Origin of the sequence: Pseudomonas sp. 3JA (assembly GCF_036961705.1) — a bacterium.
GTDB lineage: Bacteria > Pseudomonadota > Gammaproteobacteria > Pseudomonadales > Pseudomonadaceae > Aquipseudomonas > Aquipseudomonas fluorescens_Q.
On the sequence record NZ_JBAMDJ010000020.1, the window covers coordinates 15236 to 38724 of the forward strand.

At 63.4% G+C, this 23489-nt stretch carries 20 protein-coding genes; 5 read left to right on the forward strand and 15 right to left on the reverse strand.

What is annotated here, in order from left to right; translation table 11 throughout:
* Positions 1 to 2: 2 nt before the first annotated feature.
* Genes V7773_RS16660 through V7773_RS16680 form a run of 5 tightly spaced genes read right to left on the reverse strand, consistent with a single transcriptional unit; the run spans position 3 to position 9397 of the window.
* The gene (locus V7773_RS16660; RefSeq protein WP_336074199.1) at positions 3 to 1622 is read right to left on the reverse strand and encodes a DUF2300 domain-containing protein; all 1620 of its coding nucleotides are present in this window, start codon (positions 1620 to 1622) and stop codon (positions 3 to 5) included.
* A gap of 1 nt (position 1623) precedes the next feature.
* The gene (locus V7773_RS16665; protein WP_336074230.1) at positions 1624 to 6192 is read right to left on the reverse strand and encodes an alpha-2-macroglobulin family protein; all 4569 of its coding nucleotides are present in this window, start codon (positions 6190 to 6192) and stop codon (positions 1624 to 1626) included.
* Positions 6189 to 6884, reverse strand: coding sequence for a DUF1175 domain-containing protein (locus V7773_RS16670; protein WP_442963489.1), 696 nt, complete (start codon positions 6882 to 6884; stop codon positions 6189 to 6191). Before V7773_RS16670 ends, V7773_RS16665 begins: the two co-directional genes overlap by 4 nt.
* The gene (locus V7773_RS16675; RefSeq protein WP_336074201.1) at positions 6869 to 8578 is read right to left on the reverse strand and encodes a DUF2138 domain-containing protein; all 1710 of its coding nucleotides are present in this window, start codon (positions 8576 to 8578) and stop codon (positions 6869 to 6871) included. Before V7773_RS16675 ends, V7773_RS16670 begins: the two co-directional genes overlap by 16 nt.
* 30 nt (positions 8579 to 8608) lie before the next feature.
* The gene (locus V7773_RS16680) at positions 8609 to 9397 is read right to left on the reverse strand and encodes a YfaP family protein (protein ID WP_336074202.1); all 789 of its coding nucleotides are present in this window, start codon (positions 9395 to 9397) and stop codon (positions 8609 to 8611) included.
* Positions 9398 to 9666: 269 nt separating this feature from the next.
* Here V7773_RS16680 and V7773_RS16685 point away from each other — a divergent pair, with 269 nt between their 5' ends.
* The 5 genes from V7773_RS16685 (at position 9667) to V7773_RS16705 (ending at position 16201) form a co-directional block, all read left to right on the forward strand.
* A complete protein-coding gene (locus tag V7773_RS16685) occupies positions 9667 to 10803 on the forward strand; it encodes a Fic family protein (protein WP_336074203.1) in 1137 nt (378 codons plus the stop codon).
* A 230-nt stretch (positions 10804 to 11033) separates the two neighbouring features.
* On the forward strand, positions 11034 to 11276 hold the full coding sequence (locus tag V7773_RS16690) for an exodeoxyribonuclease VII small subunit (protein ID WP_003185917.1): 243 nt from the start codon (positions 11034 to 11036) through the stop codon (positions 11274 to 11276).
* On the forward strand, positions 11273 to 12160 hold the full coding sequence (gene ispA, locus V7773_RS16695) for a (2E,6E)-farnesyl diphosphate synthase (protein ID WP_063324175.1): 888 nt from the start codon (positions 11273 to 11275) through the stop codon (positions 12158 to 12160). The genes V7773_RS16690 and ispA overlap by 4 nt, the downstream gene beginning before the upstream one ends.
* Positions 12161 to 12275: 115 nt before the next feature.
* Positions 12276 to 14174 (forward strand): 1-deoxy-D-xylulose-5-phosphate synthase, encoded by a 1899-nt coding sequence (dxs, locus tag V7773_RS16700; protein WP_336074204.1) that lies wholly within the window; start codon positions 12276 to 12278, stop codon positions 14172 to 14174.
* Between the two features lie 146 nt (positions 14175 to 14320).
* Positions 14321 to 16201: a TonB-dependent receptor domain-containing protein gene (locus tag V7773_RS16705; protein WP_336074205.1), complete on the forward strand. Its 1881-nt coding sequence runs from the start codon at positions 14321 to 14323 to the stop codon at positions 16199 to 16201.
* Positions 16202 to 16266: 65 nt separating this feature from the next.
* Here the strand turns inward: V7773_RS16705 and V7773_RS16710 are convergent, their stop codons facing one another.
* The 10 genes from V7773_RS16710 to V7773_RS16755 all read right to left on the reverse strand — a co-directional run bounded on the left by V7773_RS16710 (position 16267) and on the right by V7773_RS16755 (position 23472).
* On the reverse strand, positions 16267 to 17052 hold the full coding sequence (locus V7773_RS16710) for a cobalamin-binding protein (protein WP_442963490.1): 786 nt from the start codon (positions 17050 to 17052) through the stop codon (positions 16267 to 16269).
* The gene (locus V7773_RS16715; RefSeq protein WP_063324171.1) at positions 17052 to 17471 is read right to left on the reverse strand and encodes a hypothetical protein; all 420 of its coding nucleotides are present in this window, start codon (positions 17469 to 17471) and stop codon (positions 17052 to 17054) included. Before V7773_RS16715 ends, V7773_RS16710 begins: the two co-directional genes overlap by 1 nt.
* Complete coding sequence (gene ribA / locus V7773_RS16720; protein WP_030140454.1) at positions 17468 to 18085, reverse strand: GTP cyclohydrolase II; 618 nt, start codon at positions 18083 to 18085, stop codon at positions 17468 to 17470. The genes V7773_RS16715 and ribA overlap by 4 nt, the downstream gene beginning before the upstream one ends.
* Before the next feature lie 110 nt (positions 18086 to 18195).
* Positions 18196 to 18954, reverse strand: a complete 759-nt coding sequence (locus V7773_RS16725) for a substrate-binding periplasmic protein (RefSeq protein ID WP_092225527.1) — start codon at positions 18952 to 18954, stop codon at positions 18196 to 18198.
* An 11-nt stretch (positions 18955 to 18965) separates the two neighbouring features.
* Positions 18966 to 19469, reverse strand: a complete 504-nt coding sequence (locus V7773_RS16730; protein WP_003206020.1) for a phosphatidylglycerophosphatase A family protein — start codon at positions 19467 to 19469, stop codon at positions 18966 to 18968.
* Positions 19466 to 20431 carry a thiamine-phosphate kinase gene (gene thiL, locus V7773_RS16735; protein ID WP_336074207.1) on the reverse strand — a complete coding sequence of 322 codons (966 nt, stop codon included), beginning with the start codon at positions 20429 to 20431 and terminating at the stop codon, positions 19466 to 19468. Before thiL ends, V7773_RS16730 begins: the two co-directional genes overlap by 4 nt.
* A gap of 18 nt (positions 20432 to 20449) precedes the next feature.
* Complete coding sequence (gene nusB, locus V7773_RS16740) at positions 20450 to 20950, reverse strand: transcription antitermination factor NusB (RefSeq protein ID WP_057713127.1); 501 nt, start codon at positions 20948 to 20950, stop codon at positions 20450 to 20452.
* Complete coding sequence (gene ribH / locus V7773_RS16745) at positions 20947 to 21423, reverse strand: 6,7-dimethyl-8-ribityllumazine synthase (protein WP_003206025.1); 477 nt, start codon at positions 21421 to 21423, stop codon at positions 20947 to 20949. The genes nusB and ribH overlap by 4 nt, the downstream gene beginning before the upstream one ends.
* A 275-nt stretch (positions 21424 to 21698) precedes the next feature.
* The gene (gene ribBA / locus V7773_RS16750) at positions 21699 to 22790 is read right to left on the reverse strand and encodes a bifunctional 3,4-dihydroxy-2-butanone-4-phosphate synthase/GTP cyclohydrolase II (protein WP_063324168.1); all 1092 of its coding nucleotides are present in this window, start codon (positions 22788 to 22790) and stop codon (positions 21699 to 21701) included.
* Positions 22791 to 22806: 16 nt separating this feature from the next.
* Positions 22807 to 23472, reverse strand: coding sequence for a riboflavin synthase (locus tag V7773_RS16755; RefSeq protein WP_041022468.1), 666 nt, complete (start codon positions 23470 to 23472; stop codon positions 22807 to 22809).
* Positions 23473 to 23489 lie beyond the last annotated feature (17 nt).

A 23489-nucleotide genomic window follows, 5' to 3' on the forward strand; every position in this document is an offset into this window, starting at 1 on the left:
GTCTATTCCAGCAAGAGGTGACGGGCGAGCCCTTCGATATAGTTTTCGTCCTGGCCATTGGGATGAGCTTCAAAGGCCAGGTGCAGATATTCATGGGTCAGGTCGAGGCGGTCTTGCAGCGACAGCACGCCGCGCACATAGATGCGCTGGCGCTCGCGGTCGACGTAAGGCCGGCCAAAGGCGACGCGGCAGACGGCGAAAGCGCTGATCTCGTTGTAGCCCACTTCACTTTCCAGCCGCTCACGCCAGCCCCGCCGTTGCTTCAGCAGCCAGTCCTGGGCGGCGGGCAGCGCTTCGCAGGATGCCACCGGGTTGTCCCAGCGGCTGAGGCTGGCGCGCGGGTAGGCGTGCAGCAGGATGGCGTCGTAGCGTTGGCCGGCGTTGGCTTGCTCCACCGCTTGCGCCCAGGACAGTTTGTCCGGGCCAGGCTGGTCAGAGTGGTAGGTGACATCGGTGCCGGCCAGGACCAGGTCGCTGGTCCAGGCGGCAATGGCGCGGGTTTCGGGCGCCGCCGGGCGTGGCGCGACACGCTGGCGATGGCTGCTGTCGTCGATGCTCAGGCAATCACCGTTGCGTTGGGCGTTCTGCAGCAAATAGGTGCGGATCGCCACCGCCAGTGCCTTGGCGGCTTCGGCAGGCTCGGCCTTGGCTTCGCGTTGCAGGACCCGGGCGACGTACTCCTCCCGGTCCAGACGCGCCACCAGCTTGCCGGGCATCAGGAACAGCTCGCCATCGCTGTGGATGTCCAATTGATTGCCGTTGCTGAATTCGACGCGGTAATCGCCGCGCAGTTGGCCCGGCGAGGCTGGACGGTCGCCCGCCATTACCCGTTGCAACGGATAACGGGCAAACAGGCCGACTTCCACGCAACGCCCGGTTTCCGCCGGCCAGCGCGATGGCAATGCCGCCGCCAAGCCTTCGCCGTAGACCTTCAAGACCTGCTGGCTGGTGCCGCGACCACCGGCCCATACCGGGGTGCCATCCGCCAGCCAACCGGCGAAACCGCCCTGACGGGACGAGGGCCCCTGATCGCTCAGCCAACTCCAGGTCTTGACCCGCAGACGGCTGCCCAACTCACCGACCAGTCGCCCGTCCGCCGCGTTGAGCACCACGTCCAGCAACACCCGCCGGGCCTGGTCCTGGGCCGGCAGCGTGGCCAGGGTCTTGAGCAGTCCGGCGACAGGCACCTGAGTCTGGGGTTGCAACATGGACAGGTCCAATAACCAGGCCGGTGCCTGACGAGCCTGCCAATAGGCGCGCCAGTCCGAGGCCGAAAGCCCGAGCCGCTGCGGTTCGAAATACAAGCCGCAAGATTTCACCAAGGCTTGATCGCGACCGATGCTCTGCCCGGCAGTGCAGCAATAGACCTCTTCCTTCGACTCCCCCCGGCATTCATACACCGGTTCACGGGCGTCGGTGTCCACCAGCCAAGCGTAGACAAAGATCTTCCACAGACTGCCCAGCGGCGCCTGCAAGGTCTCGGGCAGCGGCTGGCGATCCAGCACCTGGGTCTGGCTCACGCGCAGCAATTGACCGTCGAAGGCCAGGCGCAACGGCTCGTCCTGCGCTGTTACCAGCGCAGGGATCAAGCACAGCAACCACCCAACCAGCGGCCAACGCATATCAGTTGACCGTGATCTGACCAAGCGCCGGTTTCTGCTCCCGCGCCTGATGTTGCGGCGCGTAGACCTGGGTGAAGCGCACCGGCGGCAAGGTGAACTGGCCCTTCTGGGAGAAGCGCACCAAGTGCCGCAGGCGCAGCTCGCCACTGAGGGCATCCACCGGCACCGCATACGCCATCTGGCCGGGCTCGAAGCGGGCTTTTTCCAGGGACATCGGTTCGCTGTCAGCCTTGCCCATCAACTGGATACCCCAGGTGGTGCGCTCCACATCGGCGCCCGGTGGCAGCGGCACTTCGAGCATGCCGTAGCGCAGTGGCGTCGCAGCCTTGCTGTTGATGATCACTTCATCCAGGTAGAGGCTGTCGCTGGACAACGGTTTGTTGCCCACGGCTTCGAGCTTGAAGGTGAAAGCCTCATCGCCCGGCACCAGGCGCGACAGGCGCCGGGTGATGGACACGGCCATCGGTGCTACCGGCGGTTGCTGGCTCTGGAAGCTCAGTGCCGCTTGCAATGGACGCTCCTGGGCGCCGGTCAGGGTCAGCATCGTTGGAAGCTGCGCGCCCTGCCATTGCCAGTAGGTTTCACCGGTCGCGCCCTGCTTGGCTGCCCAGCCTTCGCCCGGTGCCAGGGCCACGGCCGGCGCTGCCTGTTCGATGCTGCGCTGCAACCAGGTCAAGGCCAGGGCCCGCTCCAAGGTGGACTGCTGCGGCAACACACGCTCCAGCAATGCAGTGGCGCGAGCCTGATCGAAGCCCTGCAACGACAACACCAGGGCCTCGATGAACGGCTGCGAACTGAGCTCCAGTTGCTGTTGCGCCGCATCGGCTTGACGGCTGAAGGCCGCCGGCAACGGCACCTTCGCCTGTTTCGCCAGGGACGCGGTCAGGACACGGGCGCTGGCCAAGCCAAGGGCCGAATCCGGCGCGTACATGACCAGGCTGTCTTCACCGCTGTCCAGCACGCTCTCGCTACTGTCTTCGCTGGCCTTGGCCAGGTCGTCCATCAGACCGCTGAGCAAGGTGTTCACCGGCAATTGCATCTGCTTGGCGAACGACAGGATCAACGCCCGTTGCAGCAGCGGCGTATCACCGGCCTGCTTGGCGTAGACCTCCAGCACCCGTTGCCAGTGTTCCGGCGGCAGGCTCAGGTCCAGGGCCTTGCTGGCGTGCCAGTCGGCGTAATAGGCATAGGCGGTGAGGAATGCATCCGGCTCACCGTCCTGGCCCCACCAGGTAAAGCTCGCCGAGGGGCCGGCCATCTGCACCAGGCGCAAGCGGCTGTTTTGCATGATCAACCGCAAGCGGTCGCGGATCTGCGGGTTCGACGCCAGGGTTGGATAGGCAATGCTCAACGGCAACAGGCGGCTGGCGGTCTGCTCGACGCCACCGTATGGGTAGCTGAGCAGGTCATCCAGGGCCGAACGGAACAACGCTTGCGGGCTGTCGTCCAGGCGCAGGCGAATATCGCTGGCGTCGGCCGGCAGGGTCAGCGGGGTGTCGCCGCTCGCCACATCGAGGCGCTGGCTCTGGGTGACTTGCCAGCCATTGCCGCTGGCGTTCAAGCGCATGGCCAGGGCGTCCTGGGTTTCGCCGTTCAATTGCAACTGCACGTTCAAGTCGCCACTGCTCAGCTCCAGGGCCGGCAGCGCCACGTAGTTGATGCCGTTTTTCAGGTCCACCACCATGCGCTGTTCGGCGCCGGCGTAGCGGATCAGCAGCTCGGCCTTCAGTGGTTTTTCAGACTGGCTGAACGCGAACAGACCCAGTTGTGGCTTGTCGCCCGTGCGGAAACGGGTCGGGCCGCTCCATTTCAGGTACAGCGGTTTTTCCGAGGCGATGAACTGCTTCTTCTGGCCCACTTGGCCGTCGTCGGCAATTGCCTTGGCCGTGATGCGCCAGCGGGTCAGGGAGTCCGGCATCTTGAAGGTGAAGCGGGCCTTGCCGTTGGCGTCGGTGACCAGTTCCGGTTGCCATGCAGCGGTGTCGACGTCTTCACGACGCGGCCGCTCCAGCACCTTGACCCCGCGTTCGCTGCGGTTGGCCTTGCCCGGCGCGCCAGGACTGCCTGGCAGTGCCACGTCGTAGCTGATGAACGACAGGCTGGCACTGGTGCGCACGTTGTTGCGACGCGGGTGATAGAAGAACTGATCGATGGTCGGCGCCACTTCCGGTTGCAAGGCGTAGACCATTTCGTCCACCACGCTGACCGTCAGGTGCGCGGGGATCGCCTTACCGGCGAACTGGGTACTCAGGTCCACGGTCACCGTGTCACCCGGGCGGTAGGTGGCTTTGTCGGTGACGACGGCAACGTCGATCTGCGGCGTGATCACCTTGATACCGGCGTTCTGGAAGCTGTACTGGCCGCCCTTGGTGTACAGCACCGAGAAGGTCAGGTTGGGCGCAAAGTTATCCTTCACGGCAATGCGCGCACGGTATTGGGTGTCGCTGAGTTTTTCCATCTTCAGCCAGTCGCCGCCCTTGGACAGCAGCGCCGTGGCCTCGACTTTGTCCCGCTCAAGCGACAGCAGCGCATCGCTGACCGGTTCCGGGAAGGTAATCAGCGCCAGCGCTTCGTCACCGGTCTTGTATTCAGGCTTGTCGAAGACGATCTCGACCGTGCCCGGCACGGCCTTGATGCCTTCACCCGTCACTGCATGGGCGGCGGCGCCAATGACCCGGCCGTGGTCGTCCTTGAGCGTCAGGTTGTAGGTGCCAGGACGGTCGAAGGTCAGGCTGAAGCCCTTGTCCTTGGCCGCCAGCTTGCCTTCGCCAGTGCTCTGGTCTTCCAGGCGCACCCAGGCGTAGCTGCCTGGCGTCACAGCCTTGGCTTGTTCGTTGCCGCCTTCGTTGGCATAGCTGAACGACACCTTCTGGCCGACGGCGCTGAACCGCTGGGGAGCACTCAGGCGGAAATTCGCCGCGCCACGGTCGATGAGGATTTCCTTGGTGGTCTTGACCCGATACGCCGCGCCATCACTGGCGAACACGGTGAGGGTGTAGCGGCTCGGTTTGTCGGCGGCCGGCAGGTCGAGGGTCGCGTTGCCCTTGGCATCGGTGGTCACTTCGCTGCTGGTCAGCTCGACCGGGAATTGCCCCAGGTATTGCAGTTCGTTATCGACCATCGACAGTTGCTGGGCGCGCAGACTCAGGCTCACCGTGGCATTCACCACCGGTTTGCCGTCCGGGTACAGCAGCACGAGGTTACCCTTGACCGGTTCGCCGGTGCGGTAGTCCTGCTTGGCCAGGTTCAGGGCGATCTCGAAGTGCGGCTTGATGTATTCGGCTACACGAAAGGCGCTGCTGTAGAGCTGGTCCTTGTAGCGCAAGCGCAGTTCATAGCCACCGGCCACAGCGTTTTCCGGCAGTTGGAAACGGCCTTGGGTGCCGGCCTTGGAATCGAGCTTCAGGGCCAGGGTTTGCAGCTCGGTGCCGGTGGCGTCCAGCACGCTGACATTGACGTCGGCGGCGCTCGGTTGCACCGAATCACGGGCGTTCTTGAACTCACGACCAACGATTTTCAGCGATACCCAATCCCCTGGCCGGTACAGCGGCCGGTCGGTGAAGGCATAGAGCTTGGTGTCGTAGATTTCGCTGTCGTAGTAGAAGTTTTCCGAGACGAATACCCCGCCCTCCTCGTCTTCACCGATGACGAACGAACGCTCCGGGCTGACGTGTTTGAGGCGCAGCAGGCCGTTTTCATCGGTGGCACCGCTGCTCATTACGCCCAGGCCGTCGGTCCACAGCACGTTGACCTTGGGCACCGAACGCCCTTCATGCTTGCGTGCGGCCCAGACCAGCAACTCATCGCCAGCAATCTTGCTCACTGCCACGGTGTTGGAGACGAAGACCATGGTGGTCGCGCGGTATTTGCCGATCAGCGCTTCCACCAGGTACAGACCCGGCTTCAACTGGCCCAGCGGCACGTAGACGTTGCCCGGCGCAACGCTGACGAACTCACTGGACGAACCGGCCAGGTTGACGCCCGCAGGCGGCTGGATCGGCTTGGCTTCCCAGAGCGGATAACGGAACTGGCTGACCACCGGCAAGCCCGGGATCAAGGCGAATTGTGGCGGTGCTTCATACGGTGTCGGCGCGACCAGGGCGTCACCGATCTTCAGTTCCGGCACTTCTTCGGTGACTTGCTGGCGGGACTCGTAGGAAAACGCCCGTTGCATCACTCGACGAGACTTGCGGTACCAGTTGTCCCACAGGTACGCGAGGGTGTTCGACAGGCCTTCGCCCTTGAACTGGCCGTCGCTGACCACGCGGTGCAGGTTCTTCTGGCGCTTGAGGAAATCCAGCGGCTTGTCGATGCGGTAGACGCGGATATCGGCGCCGCCGTAGGGCTCCATGCGGAACCGGCGGTAGTCGCGGCCCGGCGCTTCGAGGCGGACCATGGCCTGCTCATCGCTGGCAAAGCTGCTGTCGGCCAGCAGGAAGAAACTTTCACCGGCCACCGGCGTGTAGCCGCTGGGCGCCACCGTGTCTTCGGCGTTCACGAGGGGGGCCAGCAACAAGGCAAACAGCAGGGGCAATTTTGAACACAAGCGCAGCATGCGAGCACCGGTCATTGGGAGAGAAAGTTGAGTCGATAGACGCCGATGAAGTTGGGGTTGGCTGCGTCGGGTATCCATCGGGTGTCCTTCCAGTTCATGAGTTGTTGCAGGCTTGCGGAGCGCATGCCGTTGTCGGTAGGGGTTGTGGTGCCGGTGTGATAGGCGATGTAGCGGCCCATCCAGATCATCAGGTGCTGGTCGTCGCCCTGATCGAAGAACATCAGGTCGCCGGGACGGGCCTGGGCGACATCGCGGCCCACCAGGCGACTGTTGAACTGGATCAGCTTGATGGCGTTGACGTAGGGCCCGACCTTGCCGCCGCCCTGCTGCCATTGCTGGGCCAGGCGCCGCTGGGCGTCACTGAGTTCGAGCTCCGGCGGCAGGTAGCGGTTGGACAGGCCATTGCTGCGCAGCCACTTATCGTTGTGGACCTTCAGCGCCTCGTTGGCGGCGAACCGCACCAGGCCGGCGCAGTCTTGCTGGTACCAGCGCGGGCTCGGGCCTTTGGTCAACTGCTCCTCGGCGATGCGCACGAACCAGGCACGAAACACCTGGGATTGCTGCACATCCAGCGGCGGCGCCTCAACGGAAGGCCGCGCCGCGACGGAAAGCGGCGTCTCGACGGCCAGCGCCGGCCCACCCCACAGCAGTGCCAGCAGCAGCGCCCATCCGGGGTTGCGGATCAGTCCTGTCACAGCGCTTTCCATTCCAGTGGCAGCCACTGCCAGTGCCCGTCCGGCTCGCTGCCGGCAGGCAACGTCAGGGCGTACTTGCCATAGCCGCCCAGGGTGCGCAGTTTCGGGATGAGGTAGGTTTGCGCGGCGTTGTAGAACACCGGTTCCATGTCCTGGGGCAAGCTGTCGAGGGTTTCACGCTGCATCAGTTGCGCCATGGAATCCGGGCCGAAATAAATCGGCATCAGCACATCCTTGGGCACCACGTCGGCCATGGGTGGGAAGCGCTTGTCGAGGGTGCCGAGGGCCTTGTCCACCAGCTTGTCGTCGAGGGAGAACAGCAGGGTCGAACCATGACGCGCCAGGCTGACGCGCAGGAATGCCTTGCCGGTGATGGCGTCCGGTTGCAGCGAGTCCTTGGCCAGGTAAGGGCCGAAGTTGGAGCTGACCTGGCGCTGCCATTGATGCATCGCGCCTCCCTGTTTCTCGACGACCGGGAACACGTGCTCGGCGGCATTGTTCTCATAGGCGCCCACCATCGAGCCAAACAGTTTGCCCAAATCCGCGTCGAGCTTGCCGTCGTCTTCGTTCAAGCTCGCCACCAGCAGCGGTGTATACAACCGCGAATCGGCGTACCAGCACAGGCCTGCCGCGCCGGCCACATGGTCGACCATGGCCTGGGCAGCTTTTTCGTCGGCGCCAAGTTTCACCAATAGCGGCTTCTGCGGTTCTGCGGCCAACGGCAAGGCAACGCAGGCGCTGGCGCCCATGGGCATGGCTTGCCAGATCGGCTTGAAGTCGAAGTCCGGCTGGTTTTCCAGCTCGTCCATGGCCAGGAAGCTGTGCCAGCCCTTGTCGTCCATGTCGAAGCGCAGCCCGGCGAAGTTCGGAATGAAACGCTGGTAACCCATGGCCAGCACATTGGCATTGACCGAAATACGTTGCTTGACCTCCGGCGCCTTGGGCGGCAGGCCGAAGGCTTCGGGAAACAGTTTGTCGCCATTGAGCAAGGCGGCCAGGGCAGTCGTCGACACGCTGCCGCGCTCATCCGACGGGCCGTTGGCCGGGTCATAGAGTTTCGCCGGGTTGGACAACACCACCAGCTTGTCGCCATGGGAAGCGAAGAGCAGGGATTTGCTGGCGTTGTAGCTGAGCTGGTACAGCGCGACGTCATCACCGCCGACTTTCAGGTCGCTGAGCTTGCTCAGTTGCGTATCATCCAGGGCGACCTTGGCCAATGGCTCCAGCACCTTGGCCAACCCGCCGCGATCCATTACCAACAGAAAATCCTTGAGGCGACCGTCGGCACCGCGCCACAGCGCCACATCGGCTGGCTGGTCTAAAAGCTCCTCGATCAGGCTGTCCTGCAACTTGAGGTCATGCTCGTAGATGATCCGGCGCAGGCTGCCCATCAGCCCGAGGCGGTCGGCGTGGGCCTCGTAATAGAAGACGAAGTCTTCGGTGAGCGTGGCCTTGAGGAACGGCACAGCCAACAGGTCCTTGGGCAACTGGCTCAGGGAATGCGCCTCGAGCAAGCCGTCGGGGCGGCTCAGGCCGAGCTTTTCCAACGCCAACGCCATGGGCGGCGCCTTGGGCTTGGTCATGAACCAGCCCAACCCGGCGGCCACACCTGCTACCAGGCACAGCCCGATCAGTATCGCCGGCCAACGGCGCACAGGTTTAGCGACAGGTGTCGGCGTGGTCGGGGAAGCAGTGTTGTCGCTCATATTCACAAGGGCCTGTTCATCCGTGGAGCGTTAGTAGTTGAAAGTCTTGACCAGCAGCAGATCGCCAATGGCGCGCAGGGGCACGACAAAGGTCTCGCGTTTTTCATCGACGGTGTTTTCATTGAGCACCAGGTTGATCTGCGAGGTGATCACCTCGTTGTCGTTGCTGGTCTCGTCAAAGTTGTAGCCACCGCTGCCGTAGTTGCCCCAGTAGTTCACGTAGACCAGGTAGGTGCCGTGCATCCGCGCGGTCATGGTGAACATTTCAGGGCCCGGGCCATCGACGCCATCCGGGTCGAGGCCGCCACCATTGGTCAGCGCCGGCCGGCCGAAGAACGCATGCTGGCCGTCGGGTGTGACGATATGCAGATCGAGTTCGGCCTTGGGGTCGTCCCAGCCCAGCACCACGCGGATCTGCGCGGGCGTGCGCAGGTTGTTGGCTTCATAGAATTGCACGCGCTTGAGGGACTGGCCTTCGGAGCTGCGCACCTCGACGCTGTTGGAGCCGGCGCCGAACGCATACGGCCGGGCGAAACGCCCCTCGTCGTCGGTGTAGAGATTCAGTGGATTGCCGTTGACCGCCAGGCTATGGGGCTGGCGAGCCGTGCCCATGGCCTTGAGCCGGCCCTCGATCATCGTGCGGTTGCGCTGCACGCCCCGGTCGATGGGCGGCGTGGGATAGGCGACCTGCGGGTTTTCAGTGCGATCGAGCAAGCCGCTGTAGCGCCAACCGCCCACCGGCTCCGACATCTCGGCAGAAGGCTGCGCCCACGCCAACGGCGCGCCGAGCAACACGATCAATAAAGAAAGAAAACGCACGTATGCCTCCTGCCATGCACGACGCAACCCGGCGCTGATCCTCAGCGCTGCTTGTCATTATTCGGGCTTCGTCTGAAGGCCCCGTCGCAACGGGGCTGTAGATGGCGCGAAGGTTAGCGATTCGGCGAATTATTAACAATCGGGGAACGCGCGATTCTGTGTGGGAAATCACGTACTGAGAGGTGCGTGAGCCGAATAGCAGGCGTATTCGGCTCACGAAATGAGCCGAATAGCGCTATTATTCGGCTCACTCATCTTTGGACAGGCGCATGGCACCCCATTGGATCTGGCAACAGCCCGACTGGCCCGGTTTCCGCTGGCAAGCTGAAGCACTGGCACCGCTGCTTCGCGAATGCGTGCAGACCCAAGGCCAGTTGCTCGGCATGACGGGCGCGGTCGCGGCTTCGCTCAGTGCCCAGAGCGAACTGGATACCTTGCTGCAAAACATCGTGACCTCCTCGGCTATCGAAGGAGAGCAACTGAATGTCGGCTCGGTGCGCTCGTCCCTGGCCCGCCGCCTCGGCCTGGAACAAGGCGACGACACGCCGGTCAGCCAACGCAGCGAAGGCTTGGCGAACCTCTTGCTGGACGCTACCCGGCATTTCAACCAGCCCCTGACTGTCGAACGCTTGCTGGAATGGCATGAGTGGTTGTTTCCTGATCAAACCAGCGACTTTGCCCACCGACAGATCCGCGTAGGCACGCTGCGCGGTGACGAACCGATGCAGGTAGTCTCTGGCAGGTTGGACCGCCCCACCGTTCACTTCGAGGCTCCTCCCCGCCAGGGTCTTGAACAGCAATTGCAAACGTTCATCGACTGGTTCGAGACCAGTCGTCATCAGGCCGACCTCGATCCATTGTTGCGTGCTGGCATCGCTCATTTCTGGTTCGTCACCCTGCATCCATTCGACGATGGCAATGGCCGCCTGACCCGCACCCTGACCGACCTGGCACTGGCCCAGGGCGAGGCCCAGGCAATCCGTTTCTACGCCATGTCCGTGAGCATCCTCGACGACCGCGCCGGTTATTACCGGATTCTGGAGAACAGCCAGAAGGCCACACTGGATATCACCGCCTGGCTGACCTGGTTTCTGCAGACGTTGTTGCGCAGCCTCCAGCAGGCGATGAAGCGGATCGACAGCGTGTTTTGCAAAGCGAGATTCTGGCAAGTTCATCGCAACAGCGCGCTTACGCCTGAGCAGATCAAGGTACTCAACCGAATGCTCGATGGCGGTGAAAAAGGCTTCGAGGGCGGAATCGGCGCAGCCCAATACCAAGCAGTGGCGAAGGTTTCCAAGGCGACGGCAACCCGCCATCTCGCCGAACTGCTGGAGAAAGGCTGCCTGGAGCGAATGCCCGGCGGTGGGCGCAGTACGCGGTATCGGGTCAGTTATCCGGCCCGCTGAAATTCCGTGGCGAGGGAGCTTGCTCCCGCTGGGCTGCGAAGCGGCCCCAACCTGCGGGGGCTGAACCGGATTGCGACTGCTGCGCAGCCGAGCGGGAGCAAGCTCCCTCGCCACAAAAGCAGGTCGGTGCAAGCCCGTTGTCCCGCGTCGATCCCGCCTGCCCTGATTTGCCCCAACACCCCATGTCTGCTAGTGTCGCGCCGGTTTAACAGTCAACCGGAATAGCCGCCATGGCCCGCAAAAAAGCTGCACTGGATTTCGAACAATCTCTGGCCGACCTGCAAACGCTGGTGGAACGGCTGGAGAACGGCGAATTGTCGCTGGAAGACTCGCTGACCGCCTTCGAGCAGGGTATCGGCTTGACTCGCGACTGCCAGGCGGCGCTGGCCCAGGCCGAGCAGAAGGTGCAATTGCTGCTCGAGCGCGACGGCGAGCTGACCGAAGAGCCTTTCGACGCGGAACAGCCTGAATGATCGGCGCCTATCAGGCCAGCAGCCAGGCCCGGGTCAATGCTGCATTGGATAGCTTGTTCAGCGCCCCGAGCCCGGAGCTGGCGCGCCTGTACGAAGCCATGCGCTACAGCGTGATGAACGGCGGCAAGCGTGTACGGCCGCTGTTGGCCTACGCCGCGTGCGAAGCCTTGGGCGGCCAGGCCGAGCAAGCCAACGGCGCCGCCTGTGCGGTGGAGTTGATCCACGCGTATTCGCTGGTGCATGACGATTTGCCGGCCATGGACGACGACGACCTGCGTCGCGGCCAGCCCACCACCCACAAGCAATTCGACGAAGCCTGCGCGATCCTGGCCGGCGACGGCCTGCAGAGCCTGGCGTTCAGCGCCCTGCTGGATCCGGCCCTGAGCGATTGCCCGGCGCAGGTTCGCCTGGACATGGTCAGTGCCCTGGCGCTGGCGGCAGGCCCTGCGGGAATGGTCGGCGGCCAGGCCATCGATTTGGGCTCGGTGGGCCTGAAGCTGGACCAGAGCGCCCTGGAATACATGCACCGGCACAAGACCGGCGCCTTGATCGAGGCCAGCGTCCGGCTCGGCGCCCTGGCCAGCGGCCGGGCCACGCCCGCCCAGTTGCAAGCCTTGCAGACCTACGCCCGAGCCATCGGCCTGGCGTTCCAGGTGCAGGACGACATCCTCGACGTCGAAAGCGATACCCAGACCCTGGGCAAGCGCCAGGGTGCCGACATCGCCCGCGATAAACCGACCTATCCGGCCCTGCTCGGCCTCGACGCCGCCAAGGCCTACGCCCTGGAGCTGCGCGACCAGGCCCTGGCCGCGCTGCGACCCTTTGACGCGGCGGCCGAGCCGTTGCGCGACTTGGCGCGCTATATCGTCGAACGACGCAGCTGATACAGGGTCAACCCATTCATAAGTGCGTATCGGCCAAGTTCCGGCCAACGCGTGGGCAGCTTGCGATCCATAAGGTAAACTGCCGCCTCTTTCTATACCTATAACGATTCGCCTGATGCCCACGACGTTTCAAGAGATTCCCCGCAAGCGCCCGACCACGCCCCTGCTGGACCGCGCCAACACGCCGGACGGCCTGCGTCGCCTGGGTGAAGCCGAGCTGGAAACCCTGGCCGATGAGTTGCGCCTGGAACTGCTCTACACGGTCGGCCAGACCGGTGGGCACTTCGGCGCGGGCCTGGGCGTCATCGAGCTGACGATCGCGCTGCATTACGTGTTCGACACCCCGGACGACCGGCTGGTGTGGGACGTCGGGCACCAGGCCTACCCGCACAAGATCCTCACCGGTCGTCGCGAGCGCATGGGCACGCTGCGTCAGAAGGACGGTATCGCCGCCTTCCCGCGTCGCTCCGAGAGCGAATACGACACCTTTGGCGTCGGTCACTCCAGCACCTCCATCAGCGCCGCCCTGGGCATGGCGATTGCCGCCCGTCTGCAAAACAGCGAGCGCAAGGCCATTGCCGTGATCGGCGACGGCGCACTGACCGCGGGCATGGCCTTCGAGGCGCTGAACCACGCGCCGGAAGTCGACGCCAACATGCTGGTGATCCTCAACGACAACGACATGTCGATCTCGCGCAACGTTGGCGGTTTGTCCAACTACCTGGCCAAGATCCTCTCCAGCCGCACCTACGCCAGCATGCGCGAAGGCAGCAAGAAAGTGCTGTCGCGCCTGCCCGGCGCCTGGGAAATCGCCCGCCGCACCGAAGAATACGCCAAGGGCATGCTGGTCCCCGGCACGCTGTTCGAAGAACTGGGCTGGAACTACATCGGCCCCATCGACGGCCATGACCTGCCCACGCTGATCGCCACCCTGCGCAACATGCGCGACCTCAAGGGCCCGCAGTTCCTGCACGTGGTCACCAAGAAAGGCAAAGGCTTCGCCCCAGCGGAAGTCGACCCGATCGGCTACCACGCCATCACCAAGCTCGAACCCCTGGACGCTCCGGCGGCCGCGCCGAAAAAGGCCGGCGGACCAAAGTACTCCGGTGTCTTCGGCCAATGGCTGTGCGACATGGCCGCCGCCGACCCGCGCCTGGTGGGCATCACCCCGGCGATGAAAGAAGGCTCGGACCTGGTGGCCTTCAGCGAACGCTACCCGCAACGCTATTTCGACGTGGCGATTGCCGAGCAGCACGCCGTGACCCTCGCCGCCGGCATGGCCTGTGAAGGCGCCAAACCGGTGGTGGCGATCTATTCGACGTTCCTGCAACGGGCCTACGACCAACTGATTCATGACGTCGCCGTACAGAACCTCGACGTGCTGTTCGCCATCGACCGCGCCGGCCTGGTGGGCGAAGACGGCCCGACCCACGCCGGCAGCTTCGACCTGTCGTTCCTGCGCTGCATCCCCGGCATGCTGGTGATGACCCCGAGCGATGAAAACGAGCTGCGCAAGATGCTCACCACCGGCCACCTGTTCAATGGCCCGGCGGCAGTGCGTTACCCGCGTGGCACCGGCCCGAACGCGACGATCTCGCCCGACCTTGAGCCCATCGAGATCGGCAAGGGCGTGATTCGCCGCCAGGGCAAGCAAACCGCCCTGCTGGTGTTCGGCGTGCAACTGGCCGAGGCCTTGAAAGTCGCAGAAACCCTGGATGCCACCGTGGTGGACATGCGCTTCGTCAAACCTCTGGACGAAGCCCTGGTGCGCGAGATGGCCGGCAGCCATGACCTGCTGGTGACCCTCGAGGAAAACGCCATCATGGGCGGTGCCGGCGCGGCAGTCAGCGAATTCCTGGCCCGGGACAACATCCTCAAGTCGGTGTTGCACCTGGGCTTGCCGGACCTCTATGTCGAACACGCCAAGCCGGCGCAGATGCTGGCCGAATGTGGATTGGACGAGGTGGGGATCGAAGCGGCGGTGCGCCAGCGGTTGCAGTTGTTGGGCCTGTAAGTTCAGCCAACACAAACTCCCTGTGGGAGCGAGCTTGCTAGCGATAGCGGTGTGTCAGCCAATGGATGACTTGACTGATCTTGCGCCATCGCGAGCAAGCTCGCTCCCACAAGGGGTTTGTGCAGACCAGAAATGTCCGGAACCCCATGAAACTGCGCCTCGCCCTCACCCTTACCCTGCTGCCAACCCCCGAACTGCTGGCCGACACCTTTGAGCGCGACCAGGCCCTGAAGCTGCCCGACATCGTGATCAGCGCCAACCGCCAGGTCGAGGCCCGCAACGACAGCAGCGCCGCCAATACCGTGTTCACCCGCGACGACATCGATCGCTTGCAGCCGGCCAGTGTCACTGACTTGCTCAGCCGTGTGCCAGGCGTGCAGGTGGCTCCGCTGGGTGGGCGCGGCAGCCTGCCGGGGGTTTACATCCGCGGCACCAAATCGGCCCAGAGCCTGGTATTGGTGGACGGCCAGCGCATCGGCAATGCCACCTCCGGCGACAGTAACCTGCAGCGCTTGAACATCAACCAGATCGAGCGCGTGGAAGTGCTGCGCGGTTCGCGTTCGGTGATCTACGGTGCCGATGCGGTGGGTGGGGTGATCCAGATTTTCACCCGGCGCGGCAACACCCAGGGCCTGCAACCGCGCCTGCATATGGGGGTCGGCAGCCACCAGACCTGGGAGCGCAGCCTGGGCCTGTCCGGCGGCGACGAGCAGACCCGTTTCAACCTCGGCGCCAGCCTCGACGACAGCGCCGGAAGCAATCGGACCCACGAGTCCTACGCCAGCGATCGCGACGACGATGCCAATCGCAACCAGTCCTTCAGCCTGAGCCTGAGCCATGCGGCCAGCGATGACCTGGAAGTTGGCCTGAACCTGCTGGATAACCGCGGCAAAAGCGAATACGACAACCCATTCGGCCGCTTCGATCCGGCCACGTTCGAGTCCCTGCCCCAGCAACCCTACAGTGAGTTTGCGGTGAGCAGCTTCAGCACCTATGTGGACGGGCGAATCAACGAGGCCTGGAAGTCACGCCTGGAACTGGGCCACAGCGAGAACCGTGAAAAAACCTTCGACAAGCTCAGCGATGTCCGCGAAGTGTTCAACACCTACCGCGATTCCGTGACCTGGCAGAACGACGTGACGCTGAACGAGCGCAACAGCCTGATCGTCGGCGGCGACTGGTATCAGGACCGGGTCAACAGCAGCACGCCGTTCGACGAAGACAGCCGCTGGAACCGTGCCGCGTTCATCCAGCACCGCTTCCAGGCCGAAACGTTCTCCACCGAACTGGGCCTGCGTCGCGACCAGAATCAGCAGTTTGGCGGCCAGAACAGTTGGAGCGGCACGCTTACCCTGCCGATCAACCCGGACAACGACCTGTTGCTGACCTACAGCGAAAGCTTCCGCGCGCCGACCTTCAACGACCTGTACTACCCGGACTTCAGCAATCCTGACCTGAAACCTGAAACGGCGAAAAGCTACGAGCTGCAATGGCGCAGCCAACTGAGCGACAGCGCCCGCCTGGAGACCTCGCTTTACCGCACGGACCTGGAAGACGCGATCATCTTTGGCAGTAACTCACGCCCACAGAACGTTGCCTCGGCGCGGATCAACGGTTTTGAGATGGCCTACCTGCAGGATGTGTTCGGCTGGCAGGGCAACCTGGGCCTGGCCATCATCGACCCACGTGACCGCGACAGCGGCCACACTCTGGCACGCCGCGCCCGGCGGACCTTGAGCCTGGACCTGGACCGGCAATTCGACCGTCTGGGCCTGGGCGCCACCTGGCAAGCGGTGAGTGGCAGCTATGACGATGAAAACAACCGCAATGCCCTGGGTGGCTATGCCTTGCTCGGGCTGCGCGGCAGCTGGGCGTTGACCCGGGAGGTCAAGCTGGAGATGAAGGTGGATAACCTGCTGGACAAGGGTTACAGCCGAGCGCTGTATAGCCATGATGGAGGCCAGTATGGGTATCGGGAGGAAGGTCGGACCTGGTTGCTTGGGGTGACTTGGACCCCCGCCCTCTGATCTGGAATTTGTGGTGTTTGGGCGGGCCTCATCGCGAGCTTGCTCGCGATTGGGCCCGCCGCAATCTATCTGTCTGGCGCAATCAACTCACATAGCCGCGCCGTCGCCTCGATCATCTGCCCACTGGGCCGCTCCAGCCCCTTGTCATTGACCAGCAACAACCGCCCCTGCGCCACCGGCCAGGTTTTCCAGGCATCGAGCTGCGCCTGCTCCGTGGCCAGGATGACCTGCGGATTGCGTTGCAGCACCGCTTCCACACTCACCTGCGGGGCCGGCACGCTCAGGTCAGCGAAGACGTTGCGAGCGCCGCACACCGCCAGCGCATCACTGATGATCTGCCCGCCCCCGACGGTGTACAGCGGCCGGTCCCAGACCTGATAGAACACCGGCAACGGCGGGTCCCCTCGATAGCGCTGGCGTAACGCCTCCAGACGCACACGCAACTGCGCCGCCCACGGCGCGCCCCGCTCCGGGCGGCCGAGTTGCATGGCAATGTCTTCAATTTGCGCGATTAGTTGGTCGAGGCTGCGGGGCTCGGCGACATAAACGGGAATACCCAAGCCCTTGAGTTGCTCGCGCTGCGCCGGGCCGACACTGCCGGGCCAGAGCAGGAGCAGGTCGGGCTGGAGGCTGAGCAAGCGTTCCATGTCCAGTTGGCCGTAACGCCCTACGGAAGGCAGGTCTTTAAGGATTGGCGGACGGTCACCGCCATCCAGTACACCCACCAAGAGGTCGGCGGAGCCCAGTTCAACGACGATTTCCGACAACGACGGCGCCAGGCTGACAACTCGCGAGGCGGCCATCGTCGAGGCGCTGGCGGCCAGCAGCAAGACCGCCAGCCAGCGGTTCATCAGCCGAGTTGGCGCGGGATGCGGTACAGGTAGAACAACACGGCGGTCGACAAGGCCAGCAGCATCAACGGCACCGCTTCCAGGCCCACGAACACCGCAAGGGCACCGACCCAGGCCGGTAGCCCGGCCACCAGGAAGGCTGAGCGGCGACGGGCCGCCAGGTCAATCCAGGCCTGGGGTTCTTCGGGCGTGTCGAGCGCTTTCTGGGTGGCGATCAGGGCTTGCTTGTACGGCCCGAAGAATCGCAGGCTGACAAACATCGACGCCACGCCGGCAATGAACAGCGGCATCGCCAGCACCGGCAGAATCGCTTCGCCCTGGCCGAACACCGCGTTGATCACGAACAGCGGCAGCAAGGCCAGGGCCAGGTATTTCCACCAACTGACCGATAGCCGCCGCCGAACCTGACCGCGCGTCACGCCCGGTCAACCTCGCCTTGGTGCTCGTTACCCATCATGTGGTCGAGCTTGCTGGCCTTGGTTGCCAGGTAGAGTTTGTTGTGGGGGTTGTGACCGGTGTGCAGCGGCACACGCTCGGCCACCACGATGCCCATGTCGGTCAAGGCCTTGACCTTGCGTGGGTTGTTGGTCATCAGCCGCAGGGACTTGATACCCAGGTGTTCGAGCATCGGCAAGCAAATGCTGTAGTCACGCAGGTCGGCGGCAAAGCCCAGGCGCTCGTTGGCTTCCACGGTATCGGCGCCGCCATCTTGCAGTTCATAGGCGCGGATCTTGTTCAACAAGCCGATACCACGTCCTTCCTGGCGCAGGTACAACAATACACCACGGCCTTCACGGGCAATGGCTTGCAGCGCGGCCTCGAGTTGCGAACCGCAATCGCAGCGCTGGCTGAACAGGGCGTCGCCTGTCAGGCATTCGGAATGCAGGCGGCCCAGCACCGGCGCACCGTCGGCGAAATCACCCAGGCTCAGCACAACGTGCTCGCGGCCGGTGGCTTCATCGAGAAAACCATGCATGGTGAATTGCGCAAAGGGCGTTGGCAGCTTGGAAGCGGCAACAAAAACGACAGGCACCGGTGTGCTCCTGATTCTAGTACTGGAGATTCGCAGAGGCGGGCATTGTAACAGCACGATCCGACAGACGCTTAGGCTGAATTATCGCTAATGAACATCGATAAGATTGATCATGGCTTCGGCGGCTTGCCTTTCTCGTCGAAAGGATAGGGTTGCTTCCAGCGTTCGAAAATCGGTTTCAACTCGCCGCTCTTCACCAGCACTTCCATGCGTCGGTCGAACAGCGCCCGCAACGTACGGCCGTTTTCGTTGTTGGCGAAACCCAGGTACAGCGGCAAATTGATCAGGGGCGAAAGCTTGAATTGCTTGGGATCGTCGGCCTTGGCAAGCACATCCTGGATTTCCATCAACGCATCGATATAAAAATCGGCACGATCATGGGCCAGCATCGGCAAGATACCTACGGCGCGGTGAATCTCATTGAAACGCCGGATGTTGGGCAGGTAGTTGTTGTATTCGTACCCGCGCATCCACACCAGTCGATAGTTGCCAATCGTCGCCAGCGTCGGTGAAGGCTTGGAGGCCAGCCCCAAGGCATAGATATGATCGACGTCGTAGTGCCAATGCGGGTAGAGCACGCCTTCGGATTCATCCCGATAGGCGCCAACCTGCACGTCGACCTCGCCGCGCTGCACCAACCCGATCGAGCGGGTGTAGGGCACGCTGCGGATCTCCAGCTTGACGCCTTCAGGCTCGAAGACCGCGCGCAAGATATCCCAGCCCATGCCCTGGCCATCGGCCTGGGTGTAATCGGCCCACTCTTCGCTGGCCGCACGGATCTTGTCAGGCAGCGGCGTCGACTCGACCGCCCTTGCACCCAAACAGGCTCCTAAACACAGCAACAGCAGTAGTGCGCGGCTTACGCCCATGCCTGACTCCCTCAGGTGAAACACCACACCAATCCCTGCATTGCCAGCCAGGCGAAAACCCCGGCCAACACATCATCGAGCATGATACCGACACCGCCGTGTACATGCCTGTCGATCCAGCGGATCGGCCACGGCTTGAGGATATCGAAGAAACGGAACACCAGGAAACCCGCCAGCAACCAATACCAGCCTTCCGGTACCAGCCACAAGGTGATCCACATGCCGACCATTTCGTCCCAGACGATGCCTTCATGATCGTGCACCCGAAGGTCATCCGCCACTTTGCCACACAGCCAGAAGCCAAACAGCATGGTGATGCCCAGCATCAACCAGTAGCCCCAGTCCGGCAACATCTGCCACAACGGTATGAAGGGTAGCGCAACCAGCGAGCCCCAGGTGCCCGGGGCTTTGGGCAAAGTACCCGAACCGAAGCCAAATGCCAGGAAATGCCAGGGATTGCGCCAGACCGAAGGCGGAACGAACTCTGCCGGGACCTGGTTGGGATGATCTGTCACGGTGTCTCCCGAAAATGTTGATAGCCCCGCACTGGCGGGGTGATGTCGTGCCCGAGGCTGTCGACCAGCGTGACGCCTTGCCCGGCCAGTACACGGCCGATCACGTGGATCGGCCAGCCGGCGGCCTGCAACGCCGACAATCGGCTTGGTGGCACGGCGAACAACAGCACGTAATCGTCACCGCCGCTCAGGGCGGCCTGCTCGGCATCCGCCCGGCCAAGAAACGCTACCAGAGCGTTGGACAGCGGCAGTCGGTCCCGTTCAACCTGCAAGGCCACCCCGCACGCTTGGGCGATATGCCCGCAATCGGCCAGCAGGCCATCGGAAATATCCATCGCCGCGCTGGCCTTGCCCCGCAACGCCAGGCCCAGGTCGATCTGCGGACGTGGCGACCAGTAATGGGCCAGCAACGGCTCGGCAATCGCAGGTTCGGCGCTGCGCTGGCCGAGCACCAGCGGCAATGCGCCGGCGGCATTGCCCAATTCGCCGCCCACACACAGCAGGTCGCCGGGCCGCGCGCCGCTACGGGTCAGGGCCTGGCCGGACGGCACGTGGCCAAACACCGTCATGGTCAGGCTCAGGGGCCCACGTGTGGTGTCCCCCCCCACCAGCGCCACGCCACAGGCCTGGGCCATGTGGTTCAAGCCACGGGCATAGGCTTGCAGCCAATCGGCGGTCACCGTCGGCAAGGTCAGGGCAAGGGTAAAGGCGAAAGGGTTGGCGCCCATGGCGGCCAGGTCACTGACCGCCACGGCCAGCGAGCGCTGGCCGAGCAGGAACGGCTCGCAAGGGTCTGGAAAATGCACACCGGCCACGAGCGTGTCGGTGGACACCGCCAGCTGTTCCCCGGAAGGAACGGCCAGCAGGGCGCAGTCGTCGCCGATCCCCAGCGCAACGCCCTCGCCGCCCTGCGCACAAGGCGCGGCGGCGAAGTAGTGACGGATCAGCTCAAATTCGCCCATAGCCGCTGCAAACGCCAATCAGCGCTTGAACGCCTTCACTTCGGCTTCACGCAAGCGCGGGGCAAGTTTGTCGAGCACACCGTTGACGAACTTGTGGCCATCGGTGGAGCCGAAGACTTTCGCCAGCTCGATCCCTTCGTTGATCACCACGCGGTACGGTACGTCGACGCGCTTGAGCAGCTCCCAGGTGGACAAGCGCAGCACCGCCAGTTCAACCGGATCCAGCTCTTCGATGGTCAGGTCCAGGCAAGGCGTGAGCGCGGTGTCGATTTCAGTCTTGAACTGCGGGACCCCATGCAGGATCTCGCGGAAGTAAGCGCCATCAACATCACTGAAATCGTTGTCGACCCGAAACTGCGCTTCGATCTCGTTCAGCGATTGCTTGGCCATGTGCCATTGATACAGCGCCTGGGTCGCGAGCTGACGGGCTTCGCGGCGCTTGGCACTTTTCGACGGCTTGCCGGCATCCGCAGGCTTTGGATCGCGCGGGTTGAAACGATCGCTTTCGTCGCTAATCACTTGGCCTCCAACTGCGCCAGCAGGCTGACCATTTCCAGGGCGGACAGTGCCGCTTCGGCACCTTTGTTACCGGCCTTGGTGCCGGAACGCTCGATGGCTTGCTCGATGGAGTCAACGGTCAGTACGCCAAAAGCGACTGGCACGCCGAATTCCATGGAGACCTGGGCCAGGCCCTTGGTGCATTCGCCGGCCACGTATTCGAAGTGCGGAGTACCGCCACGAATGACCGCGCCCAGGGCGATGATCGCCGCATATTCGCCCTTTTGAGCGACTTTCTGCGCAACCAGCGGAATTTCGAAGGCGCCAGGGGCACGGATGATGGTGATGTCGCTTTCGCTCACGCCATGGCGAACCAGGGCATCGACCGCACCGCCAACCAGGCTCTCGACCACGAAACTGTTGAAACGGCCCACTACCAGAGCGTAGCGGCCTTTGGGGGCGATGAAGGTACCTTCGATGGTCTTCAGGGTCATTCGTCAGATCTCTTAAAGAGCCGGAGCGCGTTCTATACGCGCTCCTCAGTGATATTAGTCTCGAATCTACAGCCCCCGCAGATCCCGTCATGCTGTCCATTTCAAGCTTTTGTGGCGAGGGAGCTTGCTCCCGCTGGGCTGCGAAGCGGCCCCGATTGTGGGTGCTGCGCAGCGGCCCTATTGTGGGTGCTGCGCACCCAAGCGGGAGCAAGCTCCCTCGCCACAATGAATCTAACAAGCCTCAAGTGAACAATAATGCCGGAATCCGCAGGCCATTATTCGGAGGGCACGTATTCTACAACTTCCAGATCGAAACCGGATATCGCATTAAATTTCATCGGTGCGCTCATCAGGCGCATTTTACGCACGCCCAGGTCCCGAAGGATCTGCGAACCGGCACCGACTATGCTGTAGGTGGTCGGTTTTTTCACGGCGGCTTGATCCGCGGTTTCGCGGATGTGCGCCAGCAGCACGTCGCCATCGAGAGGGTGACCGAGCAGCAGCACCACGCCGCTGCCGGCCTCCGCCACCGCGGCCATGGCAGCCCGCAGGCTCCAGCGGCCGGGTTGCTTGACCATCAACAGGTCGCGCAATGGGTCCATGTTGTGCACCCGTACCAGGGTCGGCTCTTCGGCGCACACGGTGCCCAGGGTCAGCGCCATGTGCACGTCGCCTTCCACCGAGTCGCGGTAGGTCACCAGGTTGAACTGGCCCAGTTCGCTGTCCAGCGGCTGCTCGGCAATCCGCTGAACGGTACGTTCGTGGATCATCCGGTAGTGGATCAGGTCGGCGATGGTGCCGATCTTGATGTTGTGTTCGGCGGCGAAGGTTTCCAGCTCCGCACGACGGGACATGGTGCCGTCGTCGTTCATCACTTCGCAAATCACGCCGCTGGGCTCGAAGCCGGCCATGCGCGCCAGGTCGCAGGCCGCTTCGGTGTGGCCGGCGCGGGCCAGGGTGCCGCCAGCCTGGGCCATCAGCGGGAAGATGTGGCCGGGGCTGACGATGTCTTCGGCCTTGGCGTCTTTCGCGGCAGCCGCCTGGACGGTGCGCGCGCGGTCAGCCGCGGAAATACCGGTGGTCACGCCCTCGGCAGCCTCGATGGACACGGTGAACTTGGTGCCGAAGCCCGAGCCGTTGCGCGGTGCCATCAGCGGCAGCTTCAGCAGCTCGCAGCGCTCGCGGGTCATCGGCATGCAGATCAGCCCACGAGCATGCTTGGCCATGAAGTTGATGTGCTCGGCCTTGCAGCATTCGGCGGCCATGATCAGGTCGCCTTCGTTCTCGCGGTCTTCGTCATCCATGAGGATGACCATCTTGCCTTGGCGGATGTCTTCAACCAGTTCTTCGATGCTATTGAGCGCCACGCGGCACCCCCTTGGGTCAGGATTTGAGGTAGCCGTTGGCGGCCAGGAAGCTTTCGGTGATGTTGCTGCCGGATGCAGGCTCCGCGGCCTTGTCACCGAGCAGCAGGCGCTCCAGGTAACGGGCCAGCAAGTCGACTTCCAGGTTGACCCGGCGACCTGGCCGGTACGAGGCCATGATGGTTTCGCTCAGGGTGTGGGGAATGATCGTCAGCAGGAATTCGGCACCATCCACCGCGTTGACCGTCAGGCTGGTGCCGTCGACGGTGATCGAGCCTTTATGGGCGATGTATTTGGCGAGTTCTTTCGGGGCGCGGATGCGAAACTCCACGGCCCGGGCGTTATCGGTACGCGAGACCACTTCGCCGACGCCGTCCACGTGGCCGCTGACCAGATGCCCGCCCAAGCGAGTGGTGGGGGTCAGGGCTTTTTCCAGGTTGACCGGGCTGCCGCTCTTGAGGTCGTTCATGGCCGTGCAGTCGAGGGTTTCACGGCTCACGTCCGCCAGGAAGCCGTTGCCGGGCAGTTCAACGGCGGTCAGGCACACGCCGTTCACCGCGATGCTGTCGCCCAGCTTGACGTCGCTCAGGTCGAGCTTGCCGGTTTCGACGTAGACCCGCACATCGCCGCCCTTGGGGGTGAGTGCACGGATGCTGCCGATGGATTCGATGATGCCGGTAAACATGGAGTCCTCCTCGAGAA

What these genes read in the sequence shown, in the direction of transcription:
- V7773_RS16660 (WP_336074199.1), bottom strand. Translation starts at nt 1,622, where the DNA reads ATGCGTTGGCCGCTGGTTGGGTGGTTGCTGTGCTTGATCCCTGCGCTG.
- V7773_RS16665 (WP_336074230.1), bottom strand. Translation starts at nt 6,192, where the DNA reads ATGACCGGTGCTCGCATGCTGCGCTTGTGTTCAAAATTGCCCCTGCTG.
- V7773_RS16670 (WP_442963489.1), bottom strand. Translation starts at nt 6,884, where the DNA reads ATGGAAAGCGCTGTGACAGGACTGATCCGCAACCCCGGATGGGCGCTG.
- V7773_RS16675 (WP_336074201.1), bottom strand. Translation starts at nt 8,578, where the DNA reads ATGAGCGACAACACTGCTTCCCCGACCACGCCGACACCTGTCGCTAAA.
- V7773_RS16685 (WP_336074203.1), top strand. Translation starts at nt 9,667, where the DNA reads ATGGCACCCCATTGGATCTGGCAACAGCCCGACTGGCCCGGTTTCCGC.
- V7773_RS16690 (WP_003185917.1), top strand. Translation starts at nt 11,034, where the DNA reads ATGGCCCGCAAAAAAGCTGCACTGGATTTCGAACAATCTCTGGCCGAC.
- ispA (WP_063324175.1), top strand. Translation starts at nt 11,273, where the DNA reads ATGATCGGCGCCTATCAGGCCAGCAGCCAGGCCCGGGTCAATGCTGCA.
- dxs (WP_336074204.1), top strand. Translation starts at nt 12,276, where the DNA reads ATGCCCACGACGTTTCAAGAGATTCCCCGCAAGCGCCCGACCACGCCC.
- V7773_RS16705 (WP_336074205.1), top strand. Translation starts at nt 14,321, where the DNA reads ATGAAACTGCGCCTCGCCCTCACCCTTACCCTGCTGCCAACCCCCGAA.
- V7773_RS16710 (WP_442963490.1), bottom strand. Translation starts at nt 17,052, where the DNA reads ATGAACCGCTGGCTGGCGGTCTTGCTGCTGGCCGCCAGCGCCTCGACG.
- V7773_RS16725 (WP_092225527.1), bottom strand. Translation starts at nt 18,954, where the DNA reads ATGGGCGTAAGCCGCGCACTACTGCTGTTGCTGTGTTTAGGAGCCTGT.
- thiL (WP_336074207.1), bottom strand. Translation starts at nt 20,431, where the DNA reads ATGGGCGAATTTGAGCTGATCCGTCACTACTTCGCCGCCGCGCCTTGT.
- ribH (WP_003206025.1), bottom strand. Translation starts at nt 21,423, where the DNA reads ATGACCCTGAAGACCATCGAAGGTACCTTCATCGCCCCCAAAGGCCGC.
- V7773_RS16755 (WP_041022468.1), bottom strand. Translation starts at nt 23,472, where the DNA reads ATGTTTACCGGCATCATCGAATCCATCGGCAGCATCCGTGCACTCACC.